Here is a 26125-nt window from a genome sequence, read left to right on the forward strand (position 1 = left end):
CGGTGCTCAGGCCGCCCGGCGGATCCGTCTTCACCCGTGGTTCCGCACGGCCTGCACGACGTACGCCCACATCGGCCCAGCGATCCTGCTGCCGACGTCGAGCCCGCCGTGCTGATCCTGGCCGAGCGGGAGGAGCCGGCCCTTCCCGTCCTCGCTGGAGATCCCCACCGAGACCACATAGTGCGAGTCGACGCCGGTGACCCACGCCGACGTCTCCGCCGCGGAGGCTGCGGCCATCGCGCCGGTGGAGGCGTCGCGCGTCTGTAGGGTCGCAAGGCCGTCCCCGGCGGGGCCGAGCATGGCCGCGTGCAGTACCTCGGCGACTTGTTGTGAGCTGCTCGCCGTCGTGACCCGGGTGGCCACGGCGGGCGCGGTCCACACCACCTTGCCGCCGGGTCCGAGCAGCTGCCCGACCATCAGGGGGTCCCGGTGGAGGCCGCCGCCGGTGAGCGTCGCGTAGACGCTCGCCATGGCCAGGGGCGTCTGCTGCGTGTTTCCCAGAACCAGCGAGGGCACCGACAAAAGATCCGGTTCCTTCGCGATCCCGGCACGCGTCGCGAAACCGTAGAACGGTGCGATGCCCATGTCGGAAGCCAGTTCCAGCTGCGCGAACGGCTCGTTGGCTCCCATTTGGGCGGCTCGGATCAGGGAGACGTCGACGTCTTGGATCTGTGTGGTGGGTGATTCCGGCGGCCAGTTCCTGGTCTGACCGCCGCCGCCCGTGTAGACCATGGGCTGAGGCGACCCCCCAGGGAAGGTGAGCGGGTGCGTCTGGGCGTCGAGCGGTTCCTTCGACTGGGGCGTGTAGTGGCCGCCTTCGAACGCCTGGGCCAGCAGGACGGGTTTCATCAGGTCGGCGATCGGCAGCGGCCGGTCCCAGGTTCCGCCCAGCGCCAGCACCGCGCCGTTCCGGTCGTCGACGACCGCGACGCCGGCGTCGTGGCCCGCGATCTTCGCGGTGGCGGCGGCCTGGACGGCCTGGTCGAACGTCGTGACCACGGTGAGCCCGGACAGGCTTCCCTGGTAGTCGGCACGGAGCCAGGTCAGTGCGGCGTCCTGCAACGGGCCGCCCGGGATCGGGGTGCGGCCGTCGGCGTAGAGGACGGCTGCGGGCTTGTTCGGGTCGGTCATGCCCGGCTGGACAGCACCCTGATGACGGCTCGGCACCGTCGTCCACACGCCGATCCCGACGACCGCCATCGCGAACGCCACGCCGACGCTGCCGATGCGCATCCGGCGCTTGCGGCGCGCTGCGGTGATGCGCTGGCGTACCGCGGCGTACGGTGCGGTCGTCATGCGGACCGATTCGGAGCGTTCGGCGAACATCGCGCGGAACTCGTTCTCCAGGGTGTCACCACGGGGGGTGCGGTTGCTTTCCGGTTCGCGGGACTTCATCGCGTTCTCCCCTCGGCTTGGTCGGCTCTTTCGGTTCGGTCGGCTTGGAGGTCGCCGCGCAGCCTCGTCAGCCCGCGGGCGATCTGGCTCTTCACCGTGCCGACCGCGCAGCCCATCACCGAGGCGACCTCGGCCTCGGTCAGGTCCTCGAAGTAGCGCAGGACGAAGGCCGTGCGCATGCGCGGCGACATCGCGCAGACGGCGCGCCACAGCTCGTCGCGCAGGGCGTACGTGTCCTGATGGTCGCCGGATGCTCCGGACGTCGGCTCGGGCGGCTCGGCCACGACGTGCACGACCGCCTTGCGGCGGCGCCACGCGGAGATGTTGGCGTTGACCATGACCCGGCGGACGTAGGACTCGGGGGCCTCGTAGGCCACGATCCGGTTCCAGTGCCGGTAGGTGCGCATCAGCGCGGTTTGGACCAGGTCCTCGGCCGCGCCGTGGTCGCCGGTCAGCAGGTATGCCGTGCGGAGCAGGCGGTGCCAGGAGCCTTCGACGAATTCGCGGAACGAGTCCTCGTGCGGCGAGTTCACCGCCGATCCCCCGCCTCGTGCCCGCAACCGCCTTTCGGCGATCGTTCCTTCCATGCCCGCCCCTCGTCGGTCGGTGGCCAGTACACCACTGGACACACCGGCCGACGGGGTTACGGGTTACACGGCTCTCGGTATCAGCTCTCGGTATCAGCTCGCGCTGACGGTGACCGACGTGAGCTGGACCGGGATCGTCGGGCGGCCGGTGCCGTCCTGGCCGGGGTTGGCGACGCCGCCGCCGGCAACGTGGGTCAGGACGGCCATGCCGGAGGTGATGGTGCCGAAGGGGGTGTAGCTCGGCTGGAGCTGGCTGTCGCCGAAGACCAGGAAGAACTGCGAGCCGTTGGTGTTCGGTCCGGAGTTGGCCATGGCGACGGTGCCGGCCGGGTAGGTGGCGCCGGCCAGGTTCTCGTCCGGGAACTGGTAGCCGGGGCCGTTCTGGCCGTCGGTGTCCTTGGGTGTGGCGCCGGCCGTGGGGTCGCCGCACTGCAGCATCTGCAGGCCGGGCGAGGTGGACAGGCGGTGGCAGTAGCTGCCGTCGAAGAAGTGCTGGCCCGCCAGGAAGTTGAAAGAGTTCACGGTGTGCGGGGCCTTGGCCGCGTTCAGGGCGACGGTGACGTCGCCCTGCGAGGTGTGCAGGACCATCGTGTACTTCTTGCTCGGGTCGATGGTCATCGGCGGTTCCTTGGACCAGCTCTTGGCGCCCGAGGAGCCGCCGGACCCGGCCGTGGAGCCCTTCGAGCTCCCGGACGAGCCGCAGCCCGCCAGCGCCAGGGCGCCGACCGCCGCCAGCACCGCCCATCGACCGTGCCGCAGTGACACCCGCATGTTGGCTGCTCCCGTTCAAAGGCCCCGTTGATGGTCCGACAGGCGAGGCTATCCCACCGGGCGGCGTCACCTGGTGCACCACCCAGTCGTGGAGCCGCCCCTCAGGCCCCGTATACCACCCCCGGCGCCGGCGCGCGCTCGATCAGCCCCGCCACCACCGCGTCCAGCTCGGCCGGGTCCCAGCGGGCGCCCTTGTCGGCGGTCGGGCCGTGCTGCCAGCCGTCGGCGACGCCGATCTTGCCGCCCTCGACTTCGAAGACGCGGCCGCTGACGGCGCGGGAGCGGTCGGAACCGAGCCAGACGACGAGCGGGGAGACGTTCTCCGGGGCCATGGCGTCGAAGCCGGTTTCCGGGGCGGCCATCATCGTGCTGAAGGGGCCCTCGGTCATGCGGGTGCGGGCGGCGGGGGCGATGGCGTTGACGGTCACGCCGTACCGGCCGAGTTCGGCGGCGGCCTGGATGGTCAGGGCGGCGATGCCGGCCTTGGCGGCGGCGTAGTTGCCCTGACCGACCGAGCCGAGCAGGCCGGCGCCGGAGCTGGTGTTGATGACGCGGGCGTCGTTGAGGTTGCCCATCTTGTACTGGTCGCGCCAGTGCGCGCCGGCATGGCGGAGGGTCAGGAAGTGGCCCTTGAGGTGGACGCGGACGACGTCGTCCCAGTCCTGCTCCGAGAGGTTGACCAGCATCCGGTCGCGCAGGAAGCCGGCGTTGTTGACCAGGACGTCGAGCTGGCCGAAGGCATCCAGCGCGGTCTGCACCAGGGCGGCGGCGCCGTCCCAGGTGGCGATGTCGTGGTAATCGGCGACGGCCTCGCCGCCGGCCTTCACGATCTCGGCGACCACCTCCTGCGCCGGGGCGTCGCTGCCGTCCCGGCCGTCGGCGCTCACGCCGAGGTCGTTGACCACGACCCTGGCGCCCTGCCTGGCGAACTCCAGCGCGTGCGCGCGCCCCAGGCCGCGGCCAGCTCCGGTGACGACGGCGACGCGGCCTTCGCAGATCCCTGCCATGACTGCTCCTCACAAATGTTCGGCGTTGGCGGCGTCGAGGAACGCCGGACGCGTGCCACCGCCGTCCAGAAGTATCGCCGTGCCGTTGAGGTAGGAAGCGAACGGCGACGCCAGCAGGACGCACAGATCACCGACATCATCGGGCTCGGCCAGCCGGCCCAGGGCGATGGTGCGCGCGACGGCGGCGACGCCATCCTCGTCGCCGTAGTGCAGATGCGCCTGCTCGGTACGGACCGGCCCGACGGTGATCGCGTTGACCCGCACCCGCGGCGCCCACTCGACCGCGAGCGTACGCGTCAGGTTCTCCAGCCCGGCCTTCGCGGCGCCATATGCCGCAGTGCCAGGGCTGGCGCGGCGGGCGCTCTCACTGGAGATGTTGATGATGTGGCCGCCGCCGGCCTGCCGCCGCATGACCCGGTTCGCCTCCTGCGCCACCGTCAGCGGCGCGAGCAGATTGAGCCCGACGATCGCGGCCGAGAACCGCGGACTCGCCTCGGCAGCCAGGGCGTAGGGAGCGCCGCCGGCGTTGTTGACGACGAGGTCGAGGCGCCCATGGTCGGCGACGACACCCTCGACCAGATCGCGGACCTGCTCGGCGACGCGCACGTCGGCGGTGCGATGCTCCGCGCCGGATGGAAGCGGCCCGTCGGGCACGGTCCGGCCGCAGCTCACGACGGTCGCGCCGGCGGCGAGCAGCCGCCGCGTGACGCCGAGCCCCACGCCTCGGCCGCCGCCGGTGACCAGGGCGACGTGGCCGGTCAGGTCGAGAGTGAGGGGCACGCTCGGAGCCTACCAAGCAAGTGTTAGGTTGGGAAGGATTCGCCGCGACGCCAGCACCAGCACCAGCCGCGCCTACCAGATCCGCCATGCCGCTAAGCCTGGATAGCGGCCGCGCCGCACCATCACCGCAACCGACCACGACCGGGGCGCCCTGCCCGGCCAGCGCGGCCGCCGAGCCGCCGCCGGCACCCAGCGCCAGATGCCTACCAGGCCTGCACGCCGCAAAGCCTGCCCAGCAGCCGCGCCGCCATCACCGCAACCGACCGCGGCCGGGGCACCCTGCCCGGCCAACGCAGCCCCCCGAGCCAGCGCCAGATGCCTACCAGGCCTGCGCGCTGCAAGCGTGCCCAGCAGCCGAGCCGCACCGCGACCGACCGCGACCGACCGCGACCGACCGCGACCTGCCCCGGCCAGCGCAGCCGCCGAGCCGCAGCCGCCGCCGGCACCCGGCACCGCCGCCCGCACCGCCGCCCCAGCCCGCGCCCCCATGCCAGACTGGACCAGTGCCGCTGACCGTATCGATCCTGGGCCCCCTAGAGATCCGCGTCGACGGCGCGCCGGTGGCCCTTGGCGGCGCGCGTCTGCGGACCTTGATGTCCCGGCTCGCTCTCGACGCGGGGCGTGCGGTCACTGTGTCGGCGCTCATCGACGCGTTGTGGGCCGATGAGCCTCCCGAGGGTGCGGCGAACGCGCTTCAGTCGCTGATCTCGCGCGTGCGCAAGGTGCTCGGGGATCCCGCGCTGCTCGCGGCCGCGCCCGGCGGTTACCGGCTCGCGATCGCGCCGGAGTCGGTGGACGCCGTGCGCTTTGAGTCGCTTTCGCGCTCCGGGCGTGAGGCGTTGCGTGCCGACGATCCGTCTGCCGCGCGTGCGACGCTTCGCGAAGCCCTCGCGCTGTGGCGCGGCCCGGCGTTGGCCGATGTCGCCGACGCGGCCTTCGCGGTGGCGCCGGCCGCGCGCCTGGACGAGCTGCGGCTCGCCGCGCTGACCGACCGGCTGGACGCCGAGCTGCGGCTGGGGCAGGCCGCCGAGGCGCTGGCCGAGCTCGAAGCGCTCGGCGCCGAGCACCCGCTGCGCGAGAACATCGCCGCGCTGCATGTCAGGGCCCTGTATGCGGTGGGGCGGCAGGCGGACGCGCTGGCCGTCTACGAGCAGGTGCGGCGGGCGCTGGCCGAGCAGCTCGGCATCGATCCGTCCAAGGAGCTGGCCGAGGTTCATCTCGCGGTCCTGCGCAGCGATCCCGCGCTGGCGCCGGCCGCGGTGGAGCACGCGCCGCGTACGAATCTCAAGACCCGGCTGACCAGCTTCGTCGGGCGGGACGAGGAAGTGGCTCGGATCGGCAAGATGCTGGACGCCTCGCGCCTGGTGACGCTGATCGGCCCGGGCGGCGCCGGCAAGACCCGGCTGGCCGGTGAGTCGGCGCAGCGCGTCCTGGAACGCTTCCCCGACGGCGCCTGGCTCGCCGAGCTCGCGCCGGTCACCGACCCCGGCGAGGTGCCGCAGGCGGTGCTGTCGGCGCTGGGTCCGCGCGAGAGCCGGATGATGAGCAACAACGGCTCCCCCGCCGCGGCCGCCGCCCTGCTGCGCAGCGCCGAGGACCACCTGATCGAGTCGCTGGCCGAGAAGCGGATCCTGCTCATCCTCGACAACTGCGAGCACCTGGTCGGCGCCGCCGCCGACCTCGCCGAGACGCTGCTGGGCCACGCCCCGGGGCTGCGCGTGCTGGCGACCAGCCGCGAGCCGCTGACCATCGACGGTGAGAGCCTGTTCCCGGTGCCGCCGCTGGCGCTGCCGGACGCGGACGGCCTCGACGAGTTCTGTCTCCGGATCCGCGATTCGGAGATCGGAGCCACAGGCGCAAGAGCAAGCGCAGGCGGAAACACGAGCAGTGGCGGAAACGGAAGCGCAGGCACCAGCGGAAGCGCGAACGCAGCCGCAGACCCCCTCACCATCGCCGACACCGTCCTCGCCTACCCCGCCGTCCGCCTCTTCGCCGACCGCGCCGCGGCCGTCGTCCCCGACTTCGCCGTCGACGCCGACACCCTCCCGGACGTCGTCCGCGTCTGCCGCAGCCTCGACGGCCTCCCGCTGGCCATCGAACTGGCCGCGGCCCGCCTGCGTACCCTGCCCCTGCACCAGATCGCCGGCCGCCTCGGCGACCGCTTCCGGCTCCTCACCGGCGGTAGCCGCACGGCCATGCCACGCCACCAGACGCTGCGCGCCGTCGTGGAGTGGAGCTGGGAGCTGCTGTCCGAGGACGAGCGGGACCTCGCCGAGCGCCTCGCCGTCTTCCCCGGCGGGGTCACCGCCGAGGCCGCCGCCGCGGTGACCCCCGGCCTGGATCCCGACTCCGCCTTCGACCTGCTCTCGGCGCTCGTCGACAAGTCGCTGCTGCAGGCCGTGCCGACCGAACCCGGACAGGATCCGCGCTTCCGCATGCTGGAGACGCTGCGCGAGTACGGCGCGGACCGGCTCAGCGGGGCCGGCCGGCTGGCCGACACCCGGCGCGCGCACGCCGCGTTCTTCCTGGACCTGACCGAGACCGCCGAACCGCACCTGCGGCGCGGCTCGCAGATGGTGTGGCTCAAGCGCCTCAACGCCGAGCGGGACAACATCCTGGCCGCGCTGCGGTTCGCCGCCGCCGACGGGGACGCCGACACCGCCGTGCGCATCGCCGCGGCGATGGCCTGGTACTGGTCGCTCGGCGACCAGAACCGGGAGGGGCGCTCGTGGATGCGGGTGGCACTGGACGTGCCCGGGCCCTCGTCGAGGGAGGCGCACGCGATCGTCACCGTGATGGAGCGGATCACGGCCGTGTTCGAGGACTATCTGTGGGAGGAGATCCCGCAGCTCACCCGACAGATCACCGAGACGATCGGGGCCCTGGACACCTTTGAGCATCCGCTGCTGGCCCTGGCCGCCATCGTCGCGCCGATGCTCGCCGACGACCGGGAGCGGTTGGAAGCCGCGGTCGATCAGCACCTCGACCACCCGGACCCGTGGGTCCGCGCCATGCTCTACCTGATGCGCGGCATGGCCGCGGAGAACGCCGGCATCCGCGAGCCGGTGCGTGCCGATTTCGAGCGCGCCCGCGCGCTGTTCGAAGAGATCGGCGAGCGCTGGGGACTGTCGGCCTGCCTGAACGGCATGGCCTCGCTGGCGATCACCGCGGGCGACGACACCCAGGCCCTGGAGCTGCAGACCCAGGCGCTGGAGCTGATCCGCGAGATCAACGCCTACAGCAGCGCCGCGCAGATCCAGATCGGCCAGGCCCAACTGCTCAGCCGGCTCGGGCGGCCCGACGACGCGCGCGAACTGCTCGAACAGGTCCTGGAAACGGCGCGGAACTCCGGATCGCAGATGAGCTGCTTCGTGGCCCTGATCGGCCTGGCCGAGCACAGCCGTCAGGCCGGCGACCGCGACCGGGCCTGGTACTACCTGCGGATGGCCGAGTCCGAGTTCGTCGAGAACTGGAACGGGCCGCCGCAGCTGCTGGCGTTCCGCGAGGCCGGAGCCGCGATGCTGCACCTGGACGCCGGCGAGCCCGAGCCCGCGCGCCCGGCGCTGGCCCGGGCCTTCCAGTTCGGCCTGATCACCCGCGACGTCCCGATCCAGGGCCGGATGGCGGTCGGCGCCGCCCGCTACGCGGACGCCATCGGCCAGACCGAACTCGCGATGCGGCTGCTCGGCGCGTCCGAGGGCATGGTCGGAGCCCAGGACCACAGCGACAGCGAACGCGTGGCGCTGGTGAAGAAGCTCAAAGAGCACCCCGACTACGAATCCTGCTATGCCGTCGGAAAGAACGCGGCGCGCGACGAGAACCAGGTTCTCATCGCGCGCACGCTGGGCTTGCCGGAGGATGTCGTGACTGATCCCAAGGCTGGGCTTCAGACCTTGCGGCCGTAGGCACGCAGCGCCAGCGGCATGAATACCGCAGTCAGACCGACGATCCAGCCGAACGTCCACAGCATGTGGTTGGCGACGGGCCCGCCCAGGAATAGCGAGCGCGAGACGCCAGCCAGGTGGGTGATCGGGTTGACGTTGACGAAGCCCTGCATCCAGCCGGGCAGTGTGTTGGTCTTCACGAAGGTGTTGCTGCCGAAGCTCAGCGGGAGCACCACCAGGATCATGATCCCCTGCACCGCGCCCGGGGTGCGGGCCACCATCCCGATGAACACCGACACCCAGCTCATCGCCAGCGCGAAGGCGACGGCCACGAGCAGAGCGGCGCCGGCCTCCAGCGGGTTGGTCTGGATCCGGAAGCCCATGGCGTAGCCGACGGTCAGGGTGATGACGGCGACCAGCGCGTACCGGACGAAGTCCGCGAGGACCGCGCCGACCAGCGGGGCCGACCTGGCGATCGGCAGTGATCGGAAGCGGTCGAACACGCCCTTGGAGATGTCGGTGTTCATGTTCACGCCGATCGCCGTGGCGCTCATCGCGATGGTCTGCGCCAGGATGCCGGGCAGCAGGTACTGCAGGTAGATCTTCTGCGAGCCGGCGATCGCGCCGCCGAAGACGTAGGTGAACAGCAGCAGGAAGATCACCGGCTGGAGTGTCACGTCCAGCAGGGCTTCCGGGGTGCGCAGGGTCTTGATCAGGCTGCGCTTGGCGAGTGCGGCGCTGTGCCGGATGGTCTTGAACGGCTTGGTGCTGGCGGTCGCGGCGCCCACGGGCACGACGGTAGCGGTGGTCATGGTGAGTCCCCTCGGAGAAGTATGTATGGGTTCTGATGTGCCGGTGCGGCGGTGTGATGCCGCGGCGGGTTGATGCTGCGGTGGCGCGGCGGCGCAGGCTGTCGTCGGGCGGCGGTCAGACCCCGACCGGCGCACCCGACTCGGCGTCCTCGCGCGCGCCCCGCGCCGGAGCCACCGGACGGTCGTCACCGACCCGCCGTCCGACCAGCGAGAAGAACACCTCGTCCAGGCTCGGCAGGTGCAGCGACAGCTCGGTCACGCCGATCCCGGCCGCCGACAGCCGGGCCACCACCTCGGTCAGGGCGGCGTCGTCCACCACCGGCACCGACACCACGCCGGTGCGCGGCGACTCGGCCTTGTTCCCGGACACCTGCTGCAGCAGCGCCGCGGCCTCGGCCAGGCGCGCCGGGTCCAGCGGCTGCACGGTCAGCGTCTGGCCGCCGACCACTCGCTTGAGGCCCAGCGGGGTGTCGTGCGCGATCACCTGGCCGCGGTCGATCACCGTCACCTCGTCGGCCAGCGCGTCGGCCTCCTCCAGGTACTGCGTGGTGAGCAGCACCGTGGAGCCCTCGCCGACCAGCCGGCGCACCACGTCCCACATGTCCTCGCGCTTGGCCGGGTCCAGGCCGGTGGTGGGCTCGTCCAGGAAGATCACCGAGGGCCGGCCGACCAGCGAGGCGGCCAGGTCCAGGCGCCGGCGCATGCCGCCGGAGTAGGTCTTGGCCGGGCGCTTGGCGGCCTCGGTGAGGTCGAACCACTCCAGGAGTTCGGCGGCGCGGGCCCGGGCGTCGCGCTTGGACAGGTCCAGCAGCCGGCCGATCAGCTCCATGTTCTCCAGGCCCGTCAGGTCCTCGTCGACCGAGGCGTACTGGCCGGTCAGGCCGATCGTGGCGCGGACCTTCTCGGCCTGCTTGGCGACGTCGTAGCCGCCGATGCGGGCGGTGCCGGCGTCGGCCTTGATCAGCGTGGCCAGGATCCGGACGCTGGTGGTCTTGCCGGCGCCGTTCGGGCCCAGGACCGCGTGCACCGTGCCGGGCTTGGCGTACAGGTCGACGCCCTTGAGCGCCTTCGTCTCGCCGAAGGACTTCTGCAGACCCTCGGCCTCGATCGCGTAGGTGGTCATCGACCTGTTCCCCTCGTTGTCGTCATCGTTACGACTACGAGCATCGAGCAGGCCGCTGATAGCTCACGCACACGGCGCTGACAGCGGCTGACAGCCGCTGACGTGGATCCGTCAGCGGCTGTCGAGGGAGGGGGAACGCGCAGCTCAGAGCAGAAGACGTCAGGCCGCGGACATGATCCGCGCGGACAGCGCGTCCAGCTGCTTGTTGCCCTGCGCCAGGTTGTCGAAGGCGGCGGACAGGGCGTCCGGGTTGCCGCTGGCGCCGCGCAGCGACTCGGTCGCCGCGGTGGCGAACGCGCTCGCGGCCGACGACCACGCCTGGGAGCCGGCCGCGTCCGGCATCGGCGGCACGGCGGCGATGCCCGGGTACGCCAGGCACAGCGTGTTCGCCGCGCTCGCGACAGCGTCGGTGTGCCCGAGGTTGAGGGCGCTCTGCAGCGCGGCGGCGTCGGCGCGCAGCTTGTTCACGCTCGCGGTGGCCTGCGCCGACCAGGTGCCGATGGCGGCGGCCGTGCCGGTCTGGGTGGTCACCGGCAGGGTGATGGACGTCGCGGTCCGGCACGAGGCGATCGCCGCGGTGTACACGCCGGAGGTGGTGGCGCCGGTGGTTCCGGTGGTGAGGTCGGCCTGCACCGGGATCTCGTGCGGCGAGCCGTTGCCCTGCGCGTTGATCCCGTTGACCACCGCACCGTCCTTCTCGACGGCCGCGGTCCACGGCGCCGAACCGTTGCCGTTGTCGGACCGGTTGGTGAGGATGCGGGCTCCGTAGCTGACGAACGCGGCGATCAGCAGCGCGCCGATCAGCGTGCCGGTCAGGACGCGCTTCCCGGAGTAGTCGATGGCCGGATCGCGCTGGTAGCCGGGGTTCGGCTCGGCGCTCCAGGACTGCTCGGAGCCGGAACGCGGCGCCTCTTCGGGGGCGGCGGCGTAGCGCGGCGCGCCTTCGCCGGGGTCGTGGAACTCGCGGCGGGGGGTGCCGGCGTGGTGAGGGGCCTCGGTGGTGGCAACTGATTCGGTGACCGCGGCACCAGCACCAGCACCAGCACCAGCACCAGCCAAAGTATCCGCGCCAACAGCTTCTGCCGCAGAGGTGCCACTCGCGGCGGCGCCGCCAACCGGCTCACCGACCGCGCCGGCGACACTCCCGCTTCCCGCACTCTGGCTCGTGCCCGAGTCCCGAGCAGCGGCCGCCTCGCCCGGCGCCTCGTGCGGCTGGTCGCGGTTCACCTGGTCGCGCTGGTCGTCCTGGGACATCGTGAGCGCTCCGATCAGTCGCGGTCCTGTTCCCTACAAGGGCCACTGTCGGTCACGTCCGTGTTTCCCGCCGCTCTGGTCACCCCTCCGAGCGACCGCTAGGATCCCAAGCAAATGCTAGGTTGCTCCACCGCACCCTCGGACCCGGGAGGCCGCCTTGGCCATCACCTGCACCAGCGAACCCGGCGCGGCACACCGCGGCGTCGTCACCGTCACGGTCGACCAGCCGCCGGTCAACGCACTGCCGGTGGCCGGCTGGTTCGCGCTCGCCGAGGCCGTGCGCGCCGCCGGTCAGGACCCTGAGACCCGAGTAGTCATCCTGCGCGCCGAGGGCCGCGGTTTCAATGCCGGCGTGGACATCAAGGAGATGCAGAACACCCCCGGCTTCGACGCGCTGCTGGGCGCCAACGCCGGCTGCGCGGCCGCGTTCGCCGCCGTCTACGACTGCCCGGTGCCGGTGATCGCCGAGGTCGCGGGGTTCTGCGTGGGCGGCGGGATCGGGCTGGTGGGCAACGCGGACAGCATCGTGGCCAGCGACGACGCCTACTTCGGGCTCCCGGAGGTGGATCGGGGCGCGCTCGGCGCGGCCACGCATCTGGGGCGGCTCGTCCCGCAGCACTACCTGCGGACCATGTATTACACGGCGCGCACGGTCTCGGCGCAGCGGCTGCTGGAGTTCGGCTCGGTCTGGGACGTGGTCCCGCGCGAGAAGCTGCACGAGACGGCCCTGGAACTGGCCGCCGAGATCGCCGCCAAGCACCCGGCGGTGATCCGGGCCGCCAAGGCCGCGCTGAACGGGATCGACCCGGTCGACGTCAAGCGCTCCTACCGCTTCGAACAGGGCTTCACCTTCGAGATCAACCTGGCCGGGGTGGCCGACGAGGAACGCGACAAGTTCGTGGCCGAGAAGGAAGGCAAGGCGTGAGCATGCGCGACAAGCGGATGACCGTCGACGACGTGGTCGCCGAACTGCGCGACGGCGATGTCGTCGGTATCGGCGGCTGGGGCTCGCGGCGCAAACCGATGGCCCTGGTGACCGCGATCGCCAAGTCCAGCCTGAAGGACCTGACCGTCGTGTCCTACGGCGGGCCGGACGTCGGAATGCTCTGCGCGACCGGCAAGGTGCGCAAAGCGGTCTACGGCTTCGTGTCCCTGGACACCATCGCCCTGGACCCGCACTTCCGCAAAGCCCGCCAGGAAGGCAGGATCGAAGTATCAGAGTTCGACGAAGGCGCGCTCCAGTGGGGCCTGTACGCCGCCGCGCTCCGCCTGCCGTTCCTGCCCACCCGCGCCGGCCTCGGCACCGACGTCATGCGCAACAACCGCGAACTGCGGACCGTCGACTCGCCCTACGACGACGGGGAGAAGCTCCTCGCGATGCCCGCGATCCACCTGGACGCCGCCCTGGTCCACCTGAACCGCGCCGACATGTACGGCAACACCCAGTATCTGGGCCCTGACATCTACTTCGACGACCTGTACTGTCTGGCGGCCAAGAAGCGCTACGTCTCGTGCGAGCGCATCGTCGACACCGCCGAGCTGCTGGCCGCCGGGCCGCCACAATCGTTGAAGATCAATCGGATGATGGTGGACGGAGTGGTCGAGGCCCCCGGCGGCGCGGGCTTCACCAGCTGCGTCCCGGACTACGGCCGCGACGAGGCGGCGCAGAAGGCGTACGCGACCGGCGACGTCTTCGTGGAGGCGAGCCGATGAGCGACGTGACGCGTGCCGACATCTGTGTGGCCGCCTGCGCCGAAGCCTGGCGCGGCGACGGCGAGATCATCGCCTCCCCGATGGGCCTGATCCCGGCCCTCGGCGCCCGCCTGGCCAAGCTGACCTTCGCCCCCGGCCTGATGCTCTCCGACGGCGACGCGAACTACCTGACCGACCCCACGGGCACTGATTCGCACGTCGAGGCGCACATCCCCTACCGCCAACTGTTCGACTTCGTGTGGCACGGCTCGCGCCACGTGATGATGGGCGCCAGCCAGCTGGACAAGTTCGGCAACCAGAACATCTCCGCGATCGGCACCGACTTCGCCCAGCCGAAGGTGCAGCTGATCGGCGTGCGCGGCGCGCCGGGCAACACCGTGAACCACCCGACGAGCTACTGGATCGCCAACCACTCCCCGAAGGTGTTCGTGGAGAAGGTGGACGTCGTCTCAGGGCTCGGATACGACCGCGCTCGCGGCGTGGGGCACCCGGCGCGGTTCCACGAGCTGCGCCGGGTGGTGACGAACCTGGCGGTCTTCGACTTCCAGACCCCGGACCACCGGATGCGCGTCCGCTCGATCCATCCCGGCGTCACGATCGACGAGGTGGTCGACGCGACCGGCTTCGTCCTGATCGGGACCGACCGGGGGCGGATAGAGGCCACCCCGGAGCCGGACGCCGAGGCGCTGCGGCTGATCCGCGAGGTCCTGGATCCCGAGAACACCCGCGAGCGCGAAGTCCCCTCCGCGAGAACCGGAAGGCGATGACCGCGCATGCTGGAGCAGCGGATCCGCACCCGATGGACGGAGCTCGTGGGCGTCCGGCACCCGATCGTGCAGACCGGCATGGGCTGGGTCGCCGGTCCACACCTGGTGACCGCGACGGCGAAGGCCGGGGCGCTGGGGATCCTGGCCTCGGCGACGATGTCCTACGACGAGTTGGCCGCGGCGATCCGCGAGGTGAAGGAGCGTACTGATGCGCCCTTCGGGGTGAATCTGAGGGCTGACGCCGCCGACGCCGGCGAGCGCGTGGACCTGCTGATCAAGCAGGGTGTGCGGGTCGCGTCCTTCGCGCTGGCGCCGAAGCGGGAGCTGATCGCGAAGCTGAAGGACGCCGGGACCGTCGTGGTGCCGTCGATCGGGGCGAAGCGGCATGCCGAGAAGGTCGCGGCGTGGGGCGTGGACGCGGTGGTGGTGCAGGGCGGCGAGGGCGGCGGGCACACCGGCGGCGTCGCGACCAGCCTGCTGCTGCCGCAGATCACGGCGGCCGTGGACATCCCGGTGCTGGCCGCCGGCGGGTTCTTCGACGGCCGCGGGCTGGCGGCGGCGCTGGCGTACGGGGCCGAGGGCGTGGCGATGGGGACGCGGTTCCTGCTGACGTCGGACTCGCGCGTCCCCGAGGCCGTGAAGGCGCTGTATCTGGCGGCGGACGTGAACGGGACCGTCGCGACGCCGAAGATCGACGGCGTGCCGCACCGGGTGCTGCGGACCGGGCTGGTGGAGCAGATCGAGCGCTCGGGCCGGGTCGGTTCGCTCGTACGGTCGGCACGCAACGGCCTGGCCTTCAAGAAGATGACAGGCATGTCCCTGCGCGCGATGACCAAGGACGGCCTGGCCATGCGCAAGCACTACGGCCTGCGCCTGGGACAGGTCGTGATGGCCGCGAACACCCCGATGCTGTTGAAGGCCGGACTGGTGCGCGGCGATCCGGCGGCCGGGGTGCTGTCGTCCGGCCAGGTCGTCGGGCTGATCGAGGACCTGCCGAGCTGCGAGGAGCTGCTCGACCGGATCGTCGCCGAGGCGGTGGCGGCCTTGGCCGGCGCGGCGGCGTCAGTAGTGGGCTAGCTTGAGGGCTATGGCTTACGACACCTCCGCGACCACGGTCCGCCTGCGCCCTTTCACCCTCGACGACTGCACGATCATCGAGGCCAACCCGCCGACGCCGGACGACCGGTTCAGCTTCTACGGGTTCAACGCGCCGGGCCGGCTGCGGCGGCTCGTGGAATCCGGCGAAGCGCACCCGAAGTGGGGCGACCTGAGCGGCCGGCTCGCGGTCGAGGCGGAGGGCGAGTTCATCGGGGACGTGAGCTGGCACCCGGAGAACTACGGTCCGATCCCGGCGCCGGCGGTCAACTTCGGGATCGGGCTGATCCCGTCGGCCCGGGGCAAGGGCCACGGCGCCGAGGCGCAGCGACTGCTCGTCGCATACTTGTTCGACTTCACGACAGTGAACCGGGTCGAGGCGTCGACTGACGTGGAGAACATCGCCGAGCAGCGGTCCTTGGAGAAGGCCGGGCTGCTGCGCGAGGGGATCATCCGCGGCTGCCACTTCCGCGAGGGCAAGTACAACGACATGGTCTCCTACGCGATCGTCCGAGCGGAGTTCGAGGAGGCGCGCGCGGGTGCCCGCGGGACCCGGGTGACCACCGGGTTCACCGCGTAGCGCGAATCTGTCGGCGGCCGGACGGATAATCCAGCCATGCGCGCGTCTCGACTCGTCTCCCTGCTCCTGCTGTTGCAGACCCGGGGACGGATGACGGCCCAGCAACTCGCCGACGAGCTGGAGGTCTCGGTCCGCACCATCTACCGGGACGTCGAGTCGCTGCACGAGGCCGGCATCCCGCTCTACGGCGACGCCGGCCCGGCCGGCGGCTACCAGCTGCTCGCCGGCTACCGCACCCGCCTGACCGGCCTGTCGGCGGACGAGGCGCAGGCCATGTTCCTGGCCGCGCTGCCGGGACCGGCGGCCGAGCTCGGGCTGGGCTCGGTGATGGCCGCCGCGCAGCTGAAGGTGAAGGCCGCGCTGCCGCCGGAGCTGGCCGACCGCAGCGGCCGCATCCAGGAGCGCTTCCTGCTCGACGCGCCCGGCTGGTACGACGACGGGGACACCAGCCCGTTCCTGCCGGCGGTCGCCGAGGCCGTGTGGAACCAGCGTCGGATCAGGGTCCTGTATCGGCGGTGGACGGAGCCGCCGGAGGTCGAGCGGACGCTCGCGCCGTACGGCATCGTGCTGAAGACCGGGAAGTGGTACACGGTCGCGGAGTCGGCGGGGCGGGTCAACACGTACCGGGTGAATCAGATCCTTGAGCTGATCACGCTGGAGGACGAGGACTCGCGCTTCGAGCGCCCAGCCGACTTCGACCTCGGCGGGTACTGGTCCCGGCAGGTCGCGGAGTTCCGGACCCGGCTGATCCAGGGCGAGGCGATGATCCGGCTCTCGCCGGAGGGCCGGCAGCGGCTGGAGGAGGTGATGGCCGCGGACGTGGTGAACGCGGTGAACGTCAGCGCCGAGGACGACTGCGAACGCGCGGGGTGGGTGAAGGCGACGGTGCCGATCGAGTCCCTGACGCACGCGCACGGGCAGTTCCTGGCGCTGGGCGCCGGGGTCGAGGTGCTGGCACCGACGGATCTGCGGGAGCGGATCGCGGAGACTGCCGCGGGGCTGGCTCGGATGTATGGGAGCGGCGGGTAGGACGAGTGCGCCGCGAATACCGCGCGGATCTACGGGGCAGTGTCAGTGCTCTGAGAGTCCCGGGCGGTATAGAACGGGTCGGCCGAGCTGAGGACGGTGTCGTCGATCCACCACTCGTTGTCGTCCGTGGCGCTCGGCGGCGGACACGCCGGGGAGGTGTCAACGGGCTCCGAGACCTGGTAGGCGTCCGCGACCCGCGCCGCGACCACCGCCGCGGCCGCCCCCACCGGCGCCGCCACCAAGATCATGGCGGAGACGAGCAGGACGCCGAATGTGAAGCGGCGCCGCACTGACTTCGGGACACGCAAAGGAAACCACCCCTGGCTTCGGAAAGCTTGAGCGTCGGCATCCCTGCGCCTGCCATACCAACACGCTGCGGCGAAGCGGTCAAGCGGCGGTGGCGCCCACCATCTCCCGAACGAACGCCCGCACCACCGCTGCGACCTCCGGCGCGAACTTCCGGTTCGCGTTCGGGTAATCCACGGCCGGGTCGGGGACGCCCTTCACGATCTTGAACAGATGGTCGGCGTTCGGGATGTCGACGTCCCAGGCGTCCTCGTCGTCGCGCAGGGCGCCGGCGACGCGCGCGACCTCCGCGCCGGTCACCTGGACGTCCTTCGCGCCGTGGAGCACGAGCACCGGGAAGTCGTCGCCGAGCGAGCGCGCCAGTCGCGCCGGGTCGTACTTGTCGGCCTGGTAGAGGAAGGTGGCGTTGATCGGACTCAGCAGCGCCTTCAGCGAGGGGTCGTCCAGGCCGGACGGGACGCCGTGGCCGGCGCGGATCGAGGCGAAGGCGTCGTGCATTTGCTGGATGTAGTGCGCCGCCGCAGCCGCCGTGATCGCGCCTGACGCGGCAGCCTTCTGATACGCCTCGGTCAACTGCGTCGCGAGCAGATCCAGGTAGCGCTCGCTCAGCGGGGCCGCGAGGACGACGGCGCGCGGTGCCAGCGGAGTCCCCTTCAGCTCGTTCGCCAGCAACAGCGCGAACAGACCGCCCTCGCTGTGCCCGACGATCACCAGGCGGTGCGGGTCCACCCCGGGCTGCGAGGCCATGGTGCGGTAGGCGTCGAGCGCTTCCTGCGTGAAGAGGTTGAAGTCGATGCCCGCGCCGCCGGGGTGGTGGCCGGGTCCGCCGAGGCCGGCCGTGCCGGAGCCGAGCTTGTCGTAGCGCAGCGAGGAGACACCGGCGGACGCCAACGCCTTGGCGAAGTTCAGATTCGTGTCCAGGTGCGGGTATTGCGGATCGTCGCCGTCGCGGTCCGTCGGGCCGCTTCCGGAGATGATCAGGGCCGCCGCACCGGCGTGCCGGCCGCCGTCGTGGCTCGCGGCGGGCAAGAACGTCGCCGGGAGCGTGTCGCCGGCGCTGGTGAAAGTCAGGTCGTACGACGCGGACGGCCGGCAGTCCGCCGCCGAAGCCGAAGCACCCGGCGCCGATACGGCCACAAGGGCCACGGCCGCCGTGGCCGCCGCGACACCGCGCGCTCCACGGACTCCACGGGTTCCAGGCATGAGAGTTCCCCCAACAGGTCGGGCCTGAATCAGGCTCCATAATTCCCATTGCTATAGAACTACTAGAACAATGAGCCCGTCAACCGAACCCCGGCGACCCGCGGACACGAAGAAGCCCGGGACCGGTCAGCAACCAGTCCCGGGCTTCGAAACCCAAGCGCAGCCTCAGCCGCGCGCCGCGGCCTCGTACTTCGCCCGCAGCTTCGGCGTCAGATTCGCCCGCAACGCGTCGCCCTCGTAGTGGTCCAGCACCCGCTGGTCCATCACCCTGCGCCACACCGGCGGGAACAACGCCACCACGATCATCGTCGCGTAGCCGCCGGGCAGCTGCGGCGCCTCGTCGAACGACCGCAGCACCTGGTACCGCCGGTTCGGGTACGCGTGGTGGTCGCTGTGCCGCTGGAGCTGGTACAGGAACACGTTCGTCGACAGCCGGTCGCTGTTCCAGCTGTGCACCGGCTCGACCTTCTCGTAGCGCCCGCTCTCAGTACGCTGACGCAGCAGGCCGTAGTGCTCCAGGTAGTTCACGATCTCCAGCAGCGAGAACCCGAACACCATCTGCAGCAGCAGGAACGGCAGCACGCCGACCCCGAGCCACGCCGTCAGCGCCGCGAACAGCAGCACCGTCATCAGCCACGCGTTCAGCACGTCGTTCCGCAGCGTCCACGGCGACCGCTTGCGCAGCCGGTGCTTCTTCGTCTCCAGCGACCACGCCGACTTCAGCGAGCCCCACACGGTCCGCGGCCAGAACTGGTAGAACGACTCCCCCAGCCGCGCCGAGGCCGGGTCCTCGGGCGTCGCGACCCGCACGTGGTGCCCGCGGTTGTGCTCGACGTAGAAGTGGCCGTAGCCGGACGGCGCCAGCGCGATCTTCGACAGCCAGCGCTCCACTTCCTCGCGCTTGTGCCCGAGTTCGTGCGCGGTGTTGATGGCGATGCCGGTCACGATGCCGACCGTGACGACGATGCCGACCTTCGACGCCAGGTTCACGTGCGGCTGGCTCCAGGCCCACGCGCCGAGCACCAGCGACCCGAATTGCAGTGGCAGGTACAGGAACGTGAGCACCCGGTAGTACCAGGCCGACTGCAGCTGCGCCTCGCGTTCGACCGGCGGGTTGCCGGCGTCCTCGCCGATCAGCCAGTCGCCGACGGGCACCACCACGTACACCAGGAACGGCGTGAGGTACCAGGCCAGTGCGTTGTCGAAGCGGTGCCACAGGCCGTAGCCGACGTAGGGGAGGATCGGCACTACCAGGGCCAGCGGCCACAGGTACCGTTTGCCGTCCTGCCAGGCCTGCGTCTCCGGTCGCAGGCCGGTGGAACCGAGGGTCGACGCCGACATAGCCACAGCCTCCCGCTGCTCAGCATGCTTTCGGGGGAATCCACTATTGGACCCCTTGCACAATGAGAGTGGCACGCATCACACTGCAGGGCAAGGGTCCAACTTGACAGGAGAGCCATGAATGACAAGCCCTCGCCCCCGTGGTTCGGCGGGGTGATCCTCGGTTGCCTCGCTCTGGCCACCGTATGGATCCTCACATACACCCTCTCCCCGCTTCCCGGACAACACGCGCTCGGCGGGTGGAACTACGCGATCGTGGGCGTTTTCATCAGCCTGTTCATCGGCCTGTCGATGCTGTGGCACGGCGACCCGCTGGAGAAGAAGCGGCAAGAGGTACGGGCTGCGCGAGACGCGGGACGCAGATCAGGGCTCGAACACTGACGGGCCTCCGCGCCCGATGGACGCGGAGACCCGTGTGCCGCGGCTATGCCGAATCCGCGATCGAGGACGAAGTCCGGCTTGCTATGCGGTTACCACCAAACCGGCTGACCGTCGTCGTAACCGCCGATGCAGAGACCGTATCCAGGCGCGATCTCGTGGACCTGACCGCCGGAGCTGATGCAGCCGAAAATGGAGACCCGGGGATGGACTTGCGTGACCGGAGCGCCGGCGGTGGGAGTGGCGGCCGCACTGGCAGCGCTGACCGGGACGAGGACGACGCCGGCCGCGAACGCGGTGCCGACAGCGAGCATGGCGAACTTCCTCATGCGAGTACTCCTTCGAATGATCAACCGGGCACAAAGGGTGCCCTAAGAAGGCTCGCACGAAGGCCCGGGGGTCGGCGCACCCCGATACCTCCGCGTGGGTGATCACCCGCGGTTGAACGCCAGGTCAGACCGGGTACGTCAAGACAGGCGCGATGCTGGGCCTCAGGAGTTGTCGCACTGCGACTGGCTGATGTCCTTGCTACTGCCGAACTGCTGCTGCTCCTGGATGGAGGTCCCGAGCACCGCCGCGACGCCCTGCAACTGGTACGCGATACGGAAGCTGCCCGCCTTGCACGGCTGCGTGATGTTGATGTCCGTGTAGTCCGGTCCCGGGATGCCGGTGAACGCGCGGGCGTCGCCGTCGTTCGTCCACGGGCTGCTGCTGTCCTTGCGGTACTGCAGTTGCAGGACCAGCGAGGTCTGCTTCGGCGGCGTGGCGCACTTGACGGCGACCGTCGACAACACTTCCTTGTTCAGCGGCCGCGGGTCGTCCGCGATTTTGACGTTGCAGTCGTACTCGGTGGCGGTCACCTTGAAGTGATGCCCCGAGCTGGTCGTCGGCCGCACGATGAGAAACAGCAGCAGCACCACTGCGGCGACGGCGGCACCGGCTTTCATATTCGTGCTCATCGCTATTCAGAGTACTGCCGGGGATCAGCGCGGTCACGGGATTCACGAACTGATAAGCATCACAGATCGCACACGTTTCGGCGCACGTTTCCCGGCCGCTGTGACACCGCAGTTCAGAGCCTTTCGATGATGGTGACGTTCGCCTGCCCGCCACCCTCGCACATCGTCTGCAGACCGTAGCGACCGCCGGTGCGCTCCAATTCGTGCAGCAGCGTGGTCATCAGACGCGCGCCGGTCGCGCCGAGCGGGTGCCCCAGCGCGATCGCGCCGCCGTTGACGTTCACCTTGGCCAGATCCGCCCCGGTCTCCTTAGCCCACGCCAGAACCACCGGTGCGAAGGCCTCGTTGATCTCGACGAGGTCGAAGCCGTCCAGCGTCATGCCGGCTTTGCGCAAAGCGTGCTCAGTGGCGGGAATCGGCGCGGTGAGCATGAAGATCGGGTCTGCGCCGCGGACGGACATGTGGTGGATCCGAGCGCGTGGCGTGAGTCCGTGCGTCCGCACCGCTTCCTCGGAGGCTATGAGGAGTGCGGCGGACGCATCAGAGATCTGCGACGAGACCGCGGCGGTCAGCCAGCCGCCCTCGACGAGCGTCCGCAGCCCGGCCATCGCCTCCTTGGACGTGTCCCGCCGCGGACCCTCGTCGACCGCGAACCCTTCGTACGGCACGATCTCGCGCTCGAACCGTCCCTCGTCGATCGCCACCAGAGCGCGCCGATGGGACTCCAGCGCGAAGTCCTCCATCTCGTCCCGGGAGATGTCCCACTTCGCAGCGATCAGCTCGGCCGCGTGGAACTGCGACACCGGCTGGTCGCCGTACCGTGCCTTCCAGCCCTTCGATCCGGAGAACGGATCCGTGATGCCGAACTGCGTCGCGACCGTCATCGCCGCGGCGATCGGGATCTGCGACATGTTCTGCACGCCGCCGGCCACCACGAGATCCGCCGTCCCACTCATCACCGCCTGGGCCGCGAAGTGCACGGCCTGCTGCGAGGATCCGCACTGCCGGTCCACGGTCACGCCGGGCACCTCCTCGGGCAGCCCGGCGGCCAGCCACGCGGTGCGCGCGATGTCCCCGGCCTGCGTCCCGATGGTGTCGACGCAGCCGAACACGACGTCGTCCACGGCCGCCGGATCCACGCCGGCGGCGTCCACGACCGCCTTGATGACGTGCGCTCCCAGGTCGGCGGGATGCGCCGCGGACAACGCGCCCTTCTTGCGGCCGACCGCGGTTCGCCGTGCCTCGACTATGTAGGCCTCAGCCATGCGTGCGTCACTCTCCCTGCCGGCTACTGCTGGTGCCTTACTGCGAGTCCCTACTGCTGGTCCCTACTCTGGAACCCTTCGAGGATCATCGAGAGGTACTGCGCCGAGACCGCCTCGGCGGTGAGCTTGCCGCCGGGGACGTACCAGCGGACCGCAACCCACACGGTGTCGCGCACGAAGCGGTAGGCCATGGTGGCGTCCAGATCGGAGCGGAACGCGCCGGAGGCGATTCCCTTCTCCAGCGTGCCCAGCCAGATCTCGCGGAACTCGCGGTCCGTGTCGTCCAGGTAGGCGAAGCGCGGCGACTGGCGCAGCTGCTTGGCCTCGTTCTGGTAGAGCGCGATCGCCGCGTGGCTGCGGTCGATGGCCTGGAAGGAGGCGTCGACCAGCTGCTCGAAGGCGCGGCGCGGATCGCTCTCGCGCTCGATGATCGCGCGGTAGTCGCGGAACAGCTCGTCCAGGAAGGTCCGCAGGATCTCGTCCGCCATCGTCTCCTTGGAGTCGAAGTGGTGGTAGAGGCTCCCGGACAGGATCCCGGCGGCGTCGGCGATGTCGCGCACCGTCGTGTTCTTGTAGCCGCGCTCGGCGAACAGGCCGGCGGCCAGGGTCAGCAGCTCGGCTCGGCGGTCGGAGGTTGTGGGTTTAGGCATGTTGGCTCGAAACGGAGAGGACTTCACCGGTCAGGTAGGAGGCATAGTCGCTTGCCAGGAACACCATGGCATTCGCGACCTCCCACGGCTCGGCGGCGCGCCCGAACGCCTCGCGGGCGGTCAGCTCGGCGAGCAGTTCGTCGGTCGTGACCTTGGCCAGGAAGGGGTGCATGGCCAGCGAGGGGGCGACGGCGTTCACCCGGACACCGTAGACGGCGGCGTCCAGGGCCGAGCAGCGGGTCAGCGCCATGACCCCGGCTTTCGCGGCGGCGTAGTGCGCCTGGCCCTCCTGCGCGCGCCAGCCGACGACCGAGGCGTTGTTCACGACGGCGCCGCCGGAGCCCTGGTCGCGCATGCGGCGCAGGGCCGCGCGGGTGCAGCGGAAGGTGCCGTTCAGGGTGACGTCCATGACGCGCAGCCACTGCTCGTCGGTCATGTCCAGGACGGAGGCGGTGCCGCCGAGGCCGGCGTTGTTGATCAGGACGTCCAGACCGCCGAAGCGCTCGGCGGTTCCGTCGATCAGGGCTTGGACATGCTCCTCGCGGGTGACGTCGCAGACGATGGCGTGCACCGAGTCCTCGCCGAAGTCCTTGGCCAGCGCCGCGCGGGTCTCTTCCAGGCGGCGTTCGTGGTGGTCGCTGACGACGACGCGGGCGCCCTCTTCGAGGCAGCGGCGCGCGGCGGCGGCGCCGATGCCGGTCCCGGCGGCGGCGGTGACGGCCACGTTCCTTCCGGCGAGGAGGTTGTGGCCCTCCACATACAAAGGCACGGTCACGCGCGCGGCTCCTTGGGCAGGCCGAGGACGCGCTCGGCGATGACAGTGCGCTGGATCTCGTCGGATCCGCCGTAGATGGTGTCGGCGCGGCTGAACAGCCACAGCCGCTGCCATTCGTCGAGGTCGTAGTCCGGGCCGGTGACGGTGCCGGCCACGCCGAGCACGTCCATCGCCAGCTCGCCGAGGTCGCGGTGCCACCGGGCCCAGACCAGCTTGGCGATCGAGGCCTCGGGGCCGGGCGTGCCGTCGGCGAGGCCGGTCATGGACCGCAGGGCGTTGAGGCGCATCACGTCCAGACCGATCGCGGCGCGCGTGAGACGGTCCTGGATGAGCGGGTCGTCAATCGTTCCGTTGCGCTTCGCGGACGCGATGACGCCGTCCAGCTCACGCCGGAAGCCGATCTGCTGGCCGAGGGTCGACACGCCGCGCTCGAAGCCGAGTGTGGCCATCGCGACGCGCCAGCCGTCATCCACTCCCCCGACGACGTTCGCTGCAGCGGTGCGCGCATCGGTGAAGTAGACCTCGTTGAACTCGGAGGTCTTGGTCAGCTGCAGGATCGGGCGGACCTCGACGCCGGGCTGCTTCATCGGGACCAGGAGGTATGACAGGCCTCGATGTTTCGGCTTCGAGGGGTCGGTGCGCGCGATGACGAAGCACCAGTCGGCCAGGTGCGCCAGCGACGTCCAGACCTTCTGGCCGTTGAGGATCCACTCGGTACCGTCCTCGGAGAGCACGGCCGTGGTCTTGACGTTGGCCAGATCCGAGCCGGCGTCGGGTTCGGAGTAGCCCTGACACCAGAGCTCTGTCACGCTGCGGATACCCGGCAGGAAGCGTTGTTTCTGCTCCTCGGTGCCGTGGGCGATGAGAGTGGGGCCGAGGAGTTGTTCGCCGATGTGGCTGACGCGGATCGGGGCGTCGGCGCGGGCGTACTCCTCGTGGAAGATCACCTGCTCCGCGACGCCGGCGGCGCGGCCTCCGTACTCCTTGGGCCAGTCCAGGCAGGTCCAGCCGTGTGCCGCGAGGTGGCGGTCCCATTTCACGCGGACGTCGAAGGCCTCGTGTTCGCGCCCCGGGCCCCCCAGCCCCCTGGCCTCGGCGAACTCGCCGGTGAGATGGTCGTGGAGCCACGCCCGGAGCTCGGTCCTGAAAATCTCCGCACGGAACGCCTCGTCCTCGGCGCCGGCAGCGTGCGTGAACCCGTCCACGCACCCTACCCTACCAATCGTTTGCTTGGTACGGTAGGCCGTGTGGACCTGAGCTTCAGCGCGGCCGAGGAAGCGTTCCGGGCGACGGTGCGGACCTGGCTGGCCGCGCACGTGCCGGCGGAGCCGCTGCCGTCGATGGACACCGCCGAGGGCTTCGAGGCGCACCGGCGCTGGGAGCGGGAGCTGTACGACGAGCGGTACTCGGTGGTCTCGTGGCCGGCCGAGTACGGCGGGCGGGGCGCCTCGATCACCGAGTGGCTGGTCTTCGAGGAGGAGTACTGGGCCGCGGGCGCGCCGGGGCGGGTGTCGCAGAACGGGATCAACCTGCTGGCGCCGTCGATCCTGGACCACGGGAGCGCCGCGCAGAAGGCGCGGTTCCTGCCCGCGATGGCCTCCGGCGAGCAGATCTGGGCGCAGGTGTGGTCCGAGCCGGAGGCCGGTTCGGACCTGGCCGCGCTGCGTTCGACGGCGGTGCGGGCGCCGTCGGACGACGGCTGGCTGCTGTCGGGGCAGAAGACGTGGTCCTCACGCGCGACGTTCGCGGACTGGGGCTTCGGGCTGTTCCGAAGCGACCCGCAGGGCGAGCGTCATCGGGGGCTGACGTACTACTTGTTCCCGCTGACCGCGCCGGGGATCACGGTCCGGCCGATCCCGCAGTTCGACGGCGAGCCGGGCTTCGCGGAGCTGTTCTTCGACTCGGTGTACGTCCCGGACACGGACGTGCTCGGCGCGGTCGGCGAGGGTTGGAAGGTCACGATGGCTACCGCGGGCAAGGAGCGCGGGCTGTATCTGCGGTCGCCGGGGCGGTTCATGGCCACGGCCGCGCGCCTGGTCGCACTGTGGCGTGCGGCGGGGCGGCCGACGGAGTTCCGGGACCGCGTCGCCGAGGCCTGGATCGGGGCGCGGGCCTACCAGCTGGCGACGTTCGAGACGGCGGCGCGGATCGCGGACGGCGGGACGCTCGGGGCCGAGACGAGCGTGAACAAGCTGTTCTGGTCGGAGCTGGACCTGGCGATGCACGAGACGGCGCTGGACCTGCTGGGGCCGGACGCGGAGCGCCTGGACTCGGCGTGGATGGACGGGTACCTGTTCGCGCTGGCCGGGCCGATCTACGCCGGGACTAACGAGGTGCAGCGGAATGTGGTGGCCGAGCGGGTGCTCGGGTTGCCGAGGGGGGCGCGGTGAGAGCGGCTTCGGGCGGCGGGAGCGCGGGTGGTCGGGCGCGAGCGCGGGGCAGTCGGCGCGG

At 70.8% G+C, this 26125-nt stretch carries 25 protein-coding genes and 1 pseudogene; 9 read left to right on the top strand and 17 right to left on the bottom strand.

Features of this window, described 5'->3' with window-relative positions; translation table 11 throughout:
* Positions 1–30 precede the first annotated feature (30 nt).
* From ABH935_RS38765 to ABH935_RS38785, 5 genes are all read right to left on the bottom strand, one after another.
* The gene (locus tag ABH935_RS38765; RefSeq protein WP_370382961.1) at positions 31–1395 is read right to left on the bottom strand and encodes a hypothetical protein; all 1365 of its coding nucleotides are present in this window, start codon (positions 1393–1395) and stop codon (positions 31–33) included.
* Positions 1392–1982, bottom strand: coding sequence for a SigE family RNA polymerase sigma factor (locus ABH935_RS38770; protein WP_370382962.1), 591 nt, complete (start codon positions 1980–1982; stop codon positions 1392–1394). The genes ABH935_RS38765 and ABH935_RS38770 overlap by 4 nt, the downstream gene beginning before the upstream one ends.
* 93 nt (positions 1983–2075) lie before the next feature.
* The gene (locus tag ABH935_RS38775) at positions 2076–2753 is read right to left on the bottom strand and encodes a peptidylprolyl isomerase (protein ID WP_370382963.1); all 678 of its coding nucleotides are present in this window, start codon (positions 2751–2753) and stop codon (positions 2076–2078) included.
* Between the two features lie 101 nt (positions 2754–2854).
* A complete protein-coding gene (locus tag ABH935_RS38780) occupies positions 2855–3760 on the bottom strand; it encodes an SDR family oxidoreductase (RefSeq protein ID WP_370382964.1) in 906 nt (301 codons plus the stop codon).
* Positions 3761–3769: 9 nt separating this feature from the next.
* Entirely contained in the window at positions 3770–4540 is a 771-nt protein-coding gene (locus ABH935_RS38785) for an SDR family oxidoreductase (protein WP_370382965.1), read from the bottom strand.
* 503 nt (positions 4541–5043) lie between these two features.
* Here ABH935_RS38785 and ABH935_RS38790 point away from each other — a divergent pair.
* The gene (locus ABH935_RS38790) at positions 5044–8445 is read left to right on the top strand and encodes a BTAD domain-containing putative transcriptional regulator (protein WP_370382966.1); all 3402 of its coding nucleotides are present in this window, start codon (positions 5044–5046) and stop codon (positions 8443–8445) included.
* On the opposite strand, the gene ABH935_RS38795 is transcribed toward ABH935_RS38790, so the two are convergent.
* The 3 genes from ABH935_RS38795 to ABH935_RS38805 all read right to left on the bottom strand — a co-directional run bounded on the left by ABH935_RS38795 (position 8427) and on the right by ABH935_RS38805 (position 11613).
* The gene (locus ABH935_RS38795) at positions 8427–9236 is read right to left on the bottom strand and encodes an ABC transporter permease (protein ID WP_370382967.1); all 810 of its coding nucleotides are present in this window, start codon (positions 9234–9236) and stop codon (positions 8427–8429) included. The two genes, ABH935_RS38790 and ABH935_RS38795, sit on opposite strands and share 19 nt — an antisense overlap.
* A gap of 115 nt (positions 9237–9351) precedes the next feature.
* Positions 9352–10359: an ATP-binding cassette domain-containing protein gene (locus tag ABH935_RS38800; RefSeq protein WP_370382968.1), complete on the bottom strand. Its 1008-nt coding sequence runs from the start codon at positions 10357–10359 to the stop codon at positions 9352–9354.
* Positions 10360–10518: 159 nt separating this feature from the next.
* A complete protein-coding gene (locus ABH935_RS38805) occupies positions 10519–11613 on the bottom strand; it encodes a hypothetical protein (RefSeq protein WP_370382969.1) in 1095 nt (364 codons plus the stop codon).
* Between the two features lie 157 nt (positions 11614–11770).
* On the opposite strand from ABH935_RS38805, the gene ABH935_RS38810 reads away from it, so the two are divergent.
* The 6 genes from ABH935_RS38810 to ABH935_RS38835 are packed head-to-tail and all read left to right on the top strand — an operon-like array spanning position 11771 to position 16797.
* Positions 11771–12538: an enoyl-CoA hydratase family protein gene (locus ABH935_RS38810; RefSeq protein ID WP_370382970.1), complete on the top strand. Its 768-nt coding sequence runs from the start codon at positions 11771–11773 to the stop codon at positions 12536–12538.
* A 2-nt stretch (positions 12539–12540) separates the two neighbouring features.
* A complete protein-coding gene (locus ABH935_RS38815) occupies positions 12541–13326 on the top strand; it encodes a CoA transferase subunit A (RefSeq protein WP_370383006.1) in 786 nt (261 codons plus the stop codon).
* On the top strand, positions 13323–14093 hold the full coding sequence (locus ABH935_RS38820; protein WP_370382971.1) for a CoA-transferase subunit beta: 771 nt from the start codon (positions 13323–13325) through the stop codon (positions 14091–14093). Before ABH935_RS38815 ends, ABH935_RS38820 begins: the two co-directional genes overlap by 4 nt.
* 6 nt (positions 14094–14099) lie before the next feature.
* On the top strand, positions 14100–15170 hold the full coding sequence (locus tag ABH935_RS38825) for an NAD(P)H-dependent flavin oxidoreductase (RefSeq protein ID WP_370382972.1): 1071 nt from the start codon (positions 14100–14102) through the stop codon (positions 15168–15170).
* A 10-nt stretch (positions 15171–15180) separates the two neighbouring features.
* Positions 15181–15768, top strand: a complete 588-nt coding sequence (locus tag ABH935_RS38830) for a GNAT family N-acetyltransferase (protein ID WP_370382973.1) — start codon at positions 15181–15183, stop codon at positions 15766–15768.
* A gap of 36 nt (positions 15769–15804) precedes the next feature.
* Entirely contained in the window at positions 15805–16797 is a 993-nt protein-coding gene (locus tag ABH935_RS38835; protein WP_370382974.1) for a helix-turn-helix transcriptional regulator, read from the top strand.
* A 29-nt stretch (positions 16798–16826) separates the two neighbouring features.
* On the opposite strand, the gene ABH935_RS38840 is transcribed toward ABH935_RS38835, so the two are convergent.
* The 3 genes from ABH935_RS38840 to ABH935_RS38850 all read right to left on the bottom strand — a co-directional run bounded on the left by ABH935_RS38840 (position 16827) and on the right by ABH935_RS38850 (position 19647).
* Positions 16827–17105 (bottom strand): hypothetical protein, encoded by a 279-nt coding sequence (locus ABH935_RS38840; protein ID WP_370382975.1) that lies wholly within the window; start codon positions 17103–17105, stop codon positions 16827–16829.
* Between the two features lie 79 nt (positions 17106–17184).
* Positions 17185–18306, bottom strand: a complete 1122-nt coding sequence (locus tag ABH935_RS38845; RefSeq protein WP_370382976.1) for an alpha/beta hydrolase family protein — start codon at positions 18304–18306, stop codon at positions 17185–17187.
* A 165-nt stretch (positions 18307–18471) separates the two neighbouring features.
* A complete protein-coding gene (locus tag ABH935_RS38850; RefSeq protein ID WP_370382977.1) occupies positions 18472–19647 on the bottom strand; it encodes an alkane 1-monooxygenase in 1176 nt (391 codons plus the stop codon).
* A 111-nt stretch (positions 19648–19758) separates the two neighbouring features.
* Between ABH935_RS38850 and ABH935_RS38855 the strand changes: the two are divergent.
* Positions 19759–20028 (top strand): annotated as a pseudogene (locus ABH935_RS38855) (cell division protein CrgA); the annotation flags it as partial.
* Between the two features lie 89 nt (positions 20029–20117).
* Here ABH935_RS38855 and ABH935_RS38860 read toward each other — a convergent pair.
* The 6 genes from ABH935_RS38860 to ABH935_RS38885 all read right to left on the bottom strand — a co-directional run bounded on the left by ABH935_RS38860 (position 20118) and on the right by ABH935_RS38885 (position 24879).
* Complete coding sequence (locus ABH935_RS38860) at positions 20118–20354, bottom strand: hypothetical protein (RefSeq protein WP_370382978.1); 237 nt, start codon at positions 20352–20354, stop codon at positions 20118–20120.
* Between the two features lie 162 nt (positions 20355–20516).
* Positions 20517–20984, bottom strand: a complete 468-nt coding sequence (locus ABH935_RS38865; RefSeq protein WP_370382979.1) for a hypothetical protein — start codon at positions 20982–20984, stop codon at positions 20517–20519.
* A gap of 113 nt (positions 20985–21097) precedes the next feature.
* Entirely contained in the window at positions 21098–22249 is a 1152-nt protein-coding gene (locus ABH935_RS38870) for an acetyl-CoA C-acetyltransferase (protein WP_370382980.1), read from the bottom strand.
* Positions 22250–22299: 50 nt separating this feature from the next.
* Positions 22300–22899 (bottom strand): TetR/AcrR family transcriptional regulator, encoded by a 600-nt coding sequence (locus tag ABH935_RS38875; protein ID WP_370356067.1) that lies wholly within the window; start codon positions 22897–22899, stop codon positions 22300–22302.
* On the bottom strand, positions 22892–23674 hold the full coding sequence (locus tag ABH935_RS38880) for an SDR family oxidoreductase (RefSeq protein ID WP_370382981.1): 783 nt from the start codon (positions 23672–23674) through the stop codon (positions 22892–22894). The genes ABH935_RS38875 and ABH935_RS38880 overlap by 8 nt, the downstream gene beginning before the upstream one ends.
* Positions 23671–24879 carry an acyl-CoA dehydrogenase family protein gene (locus ABH935_RS38885; RefSeq protein WP_370382982.1) on the bottom strand — a complete coding sequence of 403 codons (1209 nt, stop codon included), beginning with the start codon at positions 24877–24879 and terminating at the stop codon, positions 23671–23673. Before ABH935_RS38885 ends, ABH935_RS38880 begins: the two co-directional genes overlap by 4 nt.
* A 42-nt stretch (positions 24880–24921) precedes the next feature.
* Between ABH935_RS38885 and ABH935_RS38890 the strand changes: the two genes are divergently transcribed.
* Complete coding sequence (locus ABH935_RS38890; protein WP_370382983.1) at positions 24922–26064, top strand: acyl-CoA dehydrogenase family protein; 1143 nt, start codon at positions 24922–24924, stop codon at positions 26062–26064.
* The last annotated feature ends 61 nt before the right edge of the window (positions 26065–26125 follow it).

The sequence above is a fragment of the Catenulispora sp. GAS73 genome (assembly GCF_041262085.1).
In the GTDB taxonomy this organism is placed as follows: Bacteria; Actinomycetota; Actinomycetes; order Streptomycetales; family Catenulisporaceae; genus Catenulispora.

Excerpts from the sequence above, each read along its gene's own strand:
- ABH935_RS38765 (WP_370382961.1), bottom strand. The coding sequence starts at position 1,395 with ATGAAGTCCCGCGAACCGGAAAGCAACCGCACCCCCCGTGGTGACACC.
- ABH935_RS38770 (WP_370382962.1), bottom strand. The coding sequence starts at position 1,982 with ATGGAAGGAACGATCGCCGAAAGGCGGTTGCGGGCACGAGGCGGGGGA.
- ABH935_RS38775 (WP_370382963.1), bottom strand. The coding sequence starts at position 2,753 with ATGCGGGTGTCACTGCGGCACGGTCGATGGGCGGTGCTGGCGGCGGTC.
- ABH935_RS38780 (WP_370382964.1), bottom strand. The coding sequence starts at position 3,760 with ATGGCAGGGATCTGCGAAGGCCGCGTCGCCGTCGTCACCGGAGCTGGC.
- ABH935_RS38795 (WP_370382967.1), bottom strand. The coding sequence starts at position 9,236 with ATGACCACCGCTACCGTCGTGCCCGTGGGCGCCGCGACCGCCAGCACC.
- ABH935_RS38800 (WP_370382968.1), bottom strand. The coding sequence starts at position 10,359 with ATGACCACCTACGCGATCGAGGCCGAGGGTCTGCAGAAGTCCTTCGGC.
- ABH935_RS38805 (WP_370382969.1), bottom strand. The coding sequence starts at position 11,613 with ATGTCCCAGGACGACCAGCGCGACCAGGTGAACCGCGACCAGCCGCAC.
- ABH935_RS38815 (WP_370383006.1), top strand. The coding sequence starts at position 12,541 with ATGCGCGACAAGCGGATGACCGTCGACGACGTGGTCGCCGAACTGCGC.
- ABH935_RS38820 (WP_370382971.1), top strand. The coding sequence starts at position 13,323 with ATGAGCGACGTGACGCGTGCCGACATCTGTGTGGCCGCCTGCGCCGAA.
- ABH935_RS38825 (WP_370382972.1), top strand. The coding sequence starts at position 14,100 with ATGCTGGAGCAGCGGATCCGCACCCGATGGACGGAGCTCGTGGGCGTC.
- ABH935_RS38830 (WP_370382973.1), top strand. The coding sequence starts at position 15,181 with ATGGCTTACGACACCTCCGCGACCACGGTCCGCCTGCGCCCTTTCACC.
- ABH935_RS38835 (WP_370382974.1), top strand. The coding sequence starts at position 15,805 with ATGCGCGCGTCTCGACTCGTCTCCCTGCTCCTGCTGTTGCAGACCCGG.
- ABH935_RS38845 (WP_370382976.1), bottom strand. The coding sequence starts at position 18,306 with ATGCCTGGAACCCGTGGAGTCCGTGGAGCGCGCGGTGTCGCGGCGGCC.
- ABH935_RS38850 (WP_370382977.1), bottom strand. The coding sequence starts at position 19,647 with ATGTCGGCGTCGACCCTCGGTTCCACCGGCCTGCGACCGGAGACGCAG.
- ABH935_RS38860 (WP_370382978.1), bottom strand. The coding sequence starts at position 20,354 with ATGAGGAAGTTCGCCATGCTCGCTGTCGGCACCGCGTTCGCGGCCGGC.
- ABH935_RS38865 (WP_370382979.1), bottom strand. The coding sequence starts at position 20,984 with ATGAGCACGAATATGAAAGCCGGTGCCGCCGTCGCCGCAGTGGTGCTG.
- ABH935_RS38870 (WP_370382980.1), bottom strand. The coding sequence starts at position 22,249 with ATGGCTGAGGCCTACATAGTCGAGGCACGGCGAACCGCGGTCGGCCGC.
- ABH935_RS38875 (WP_370356067.1), bottom strand. The coding sequence starts at position 22,899 with ATGCCTAAACCCACAACCTCCGACCGCCGAGCCGAGCTGCTGACCCTG.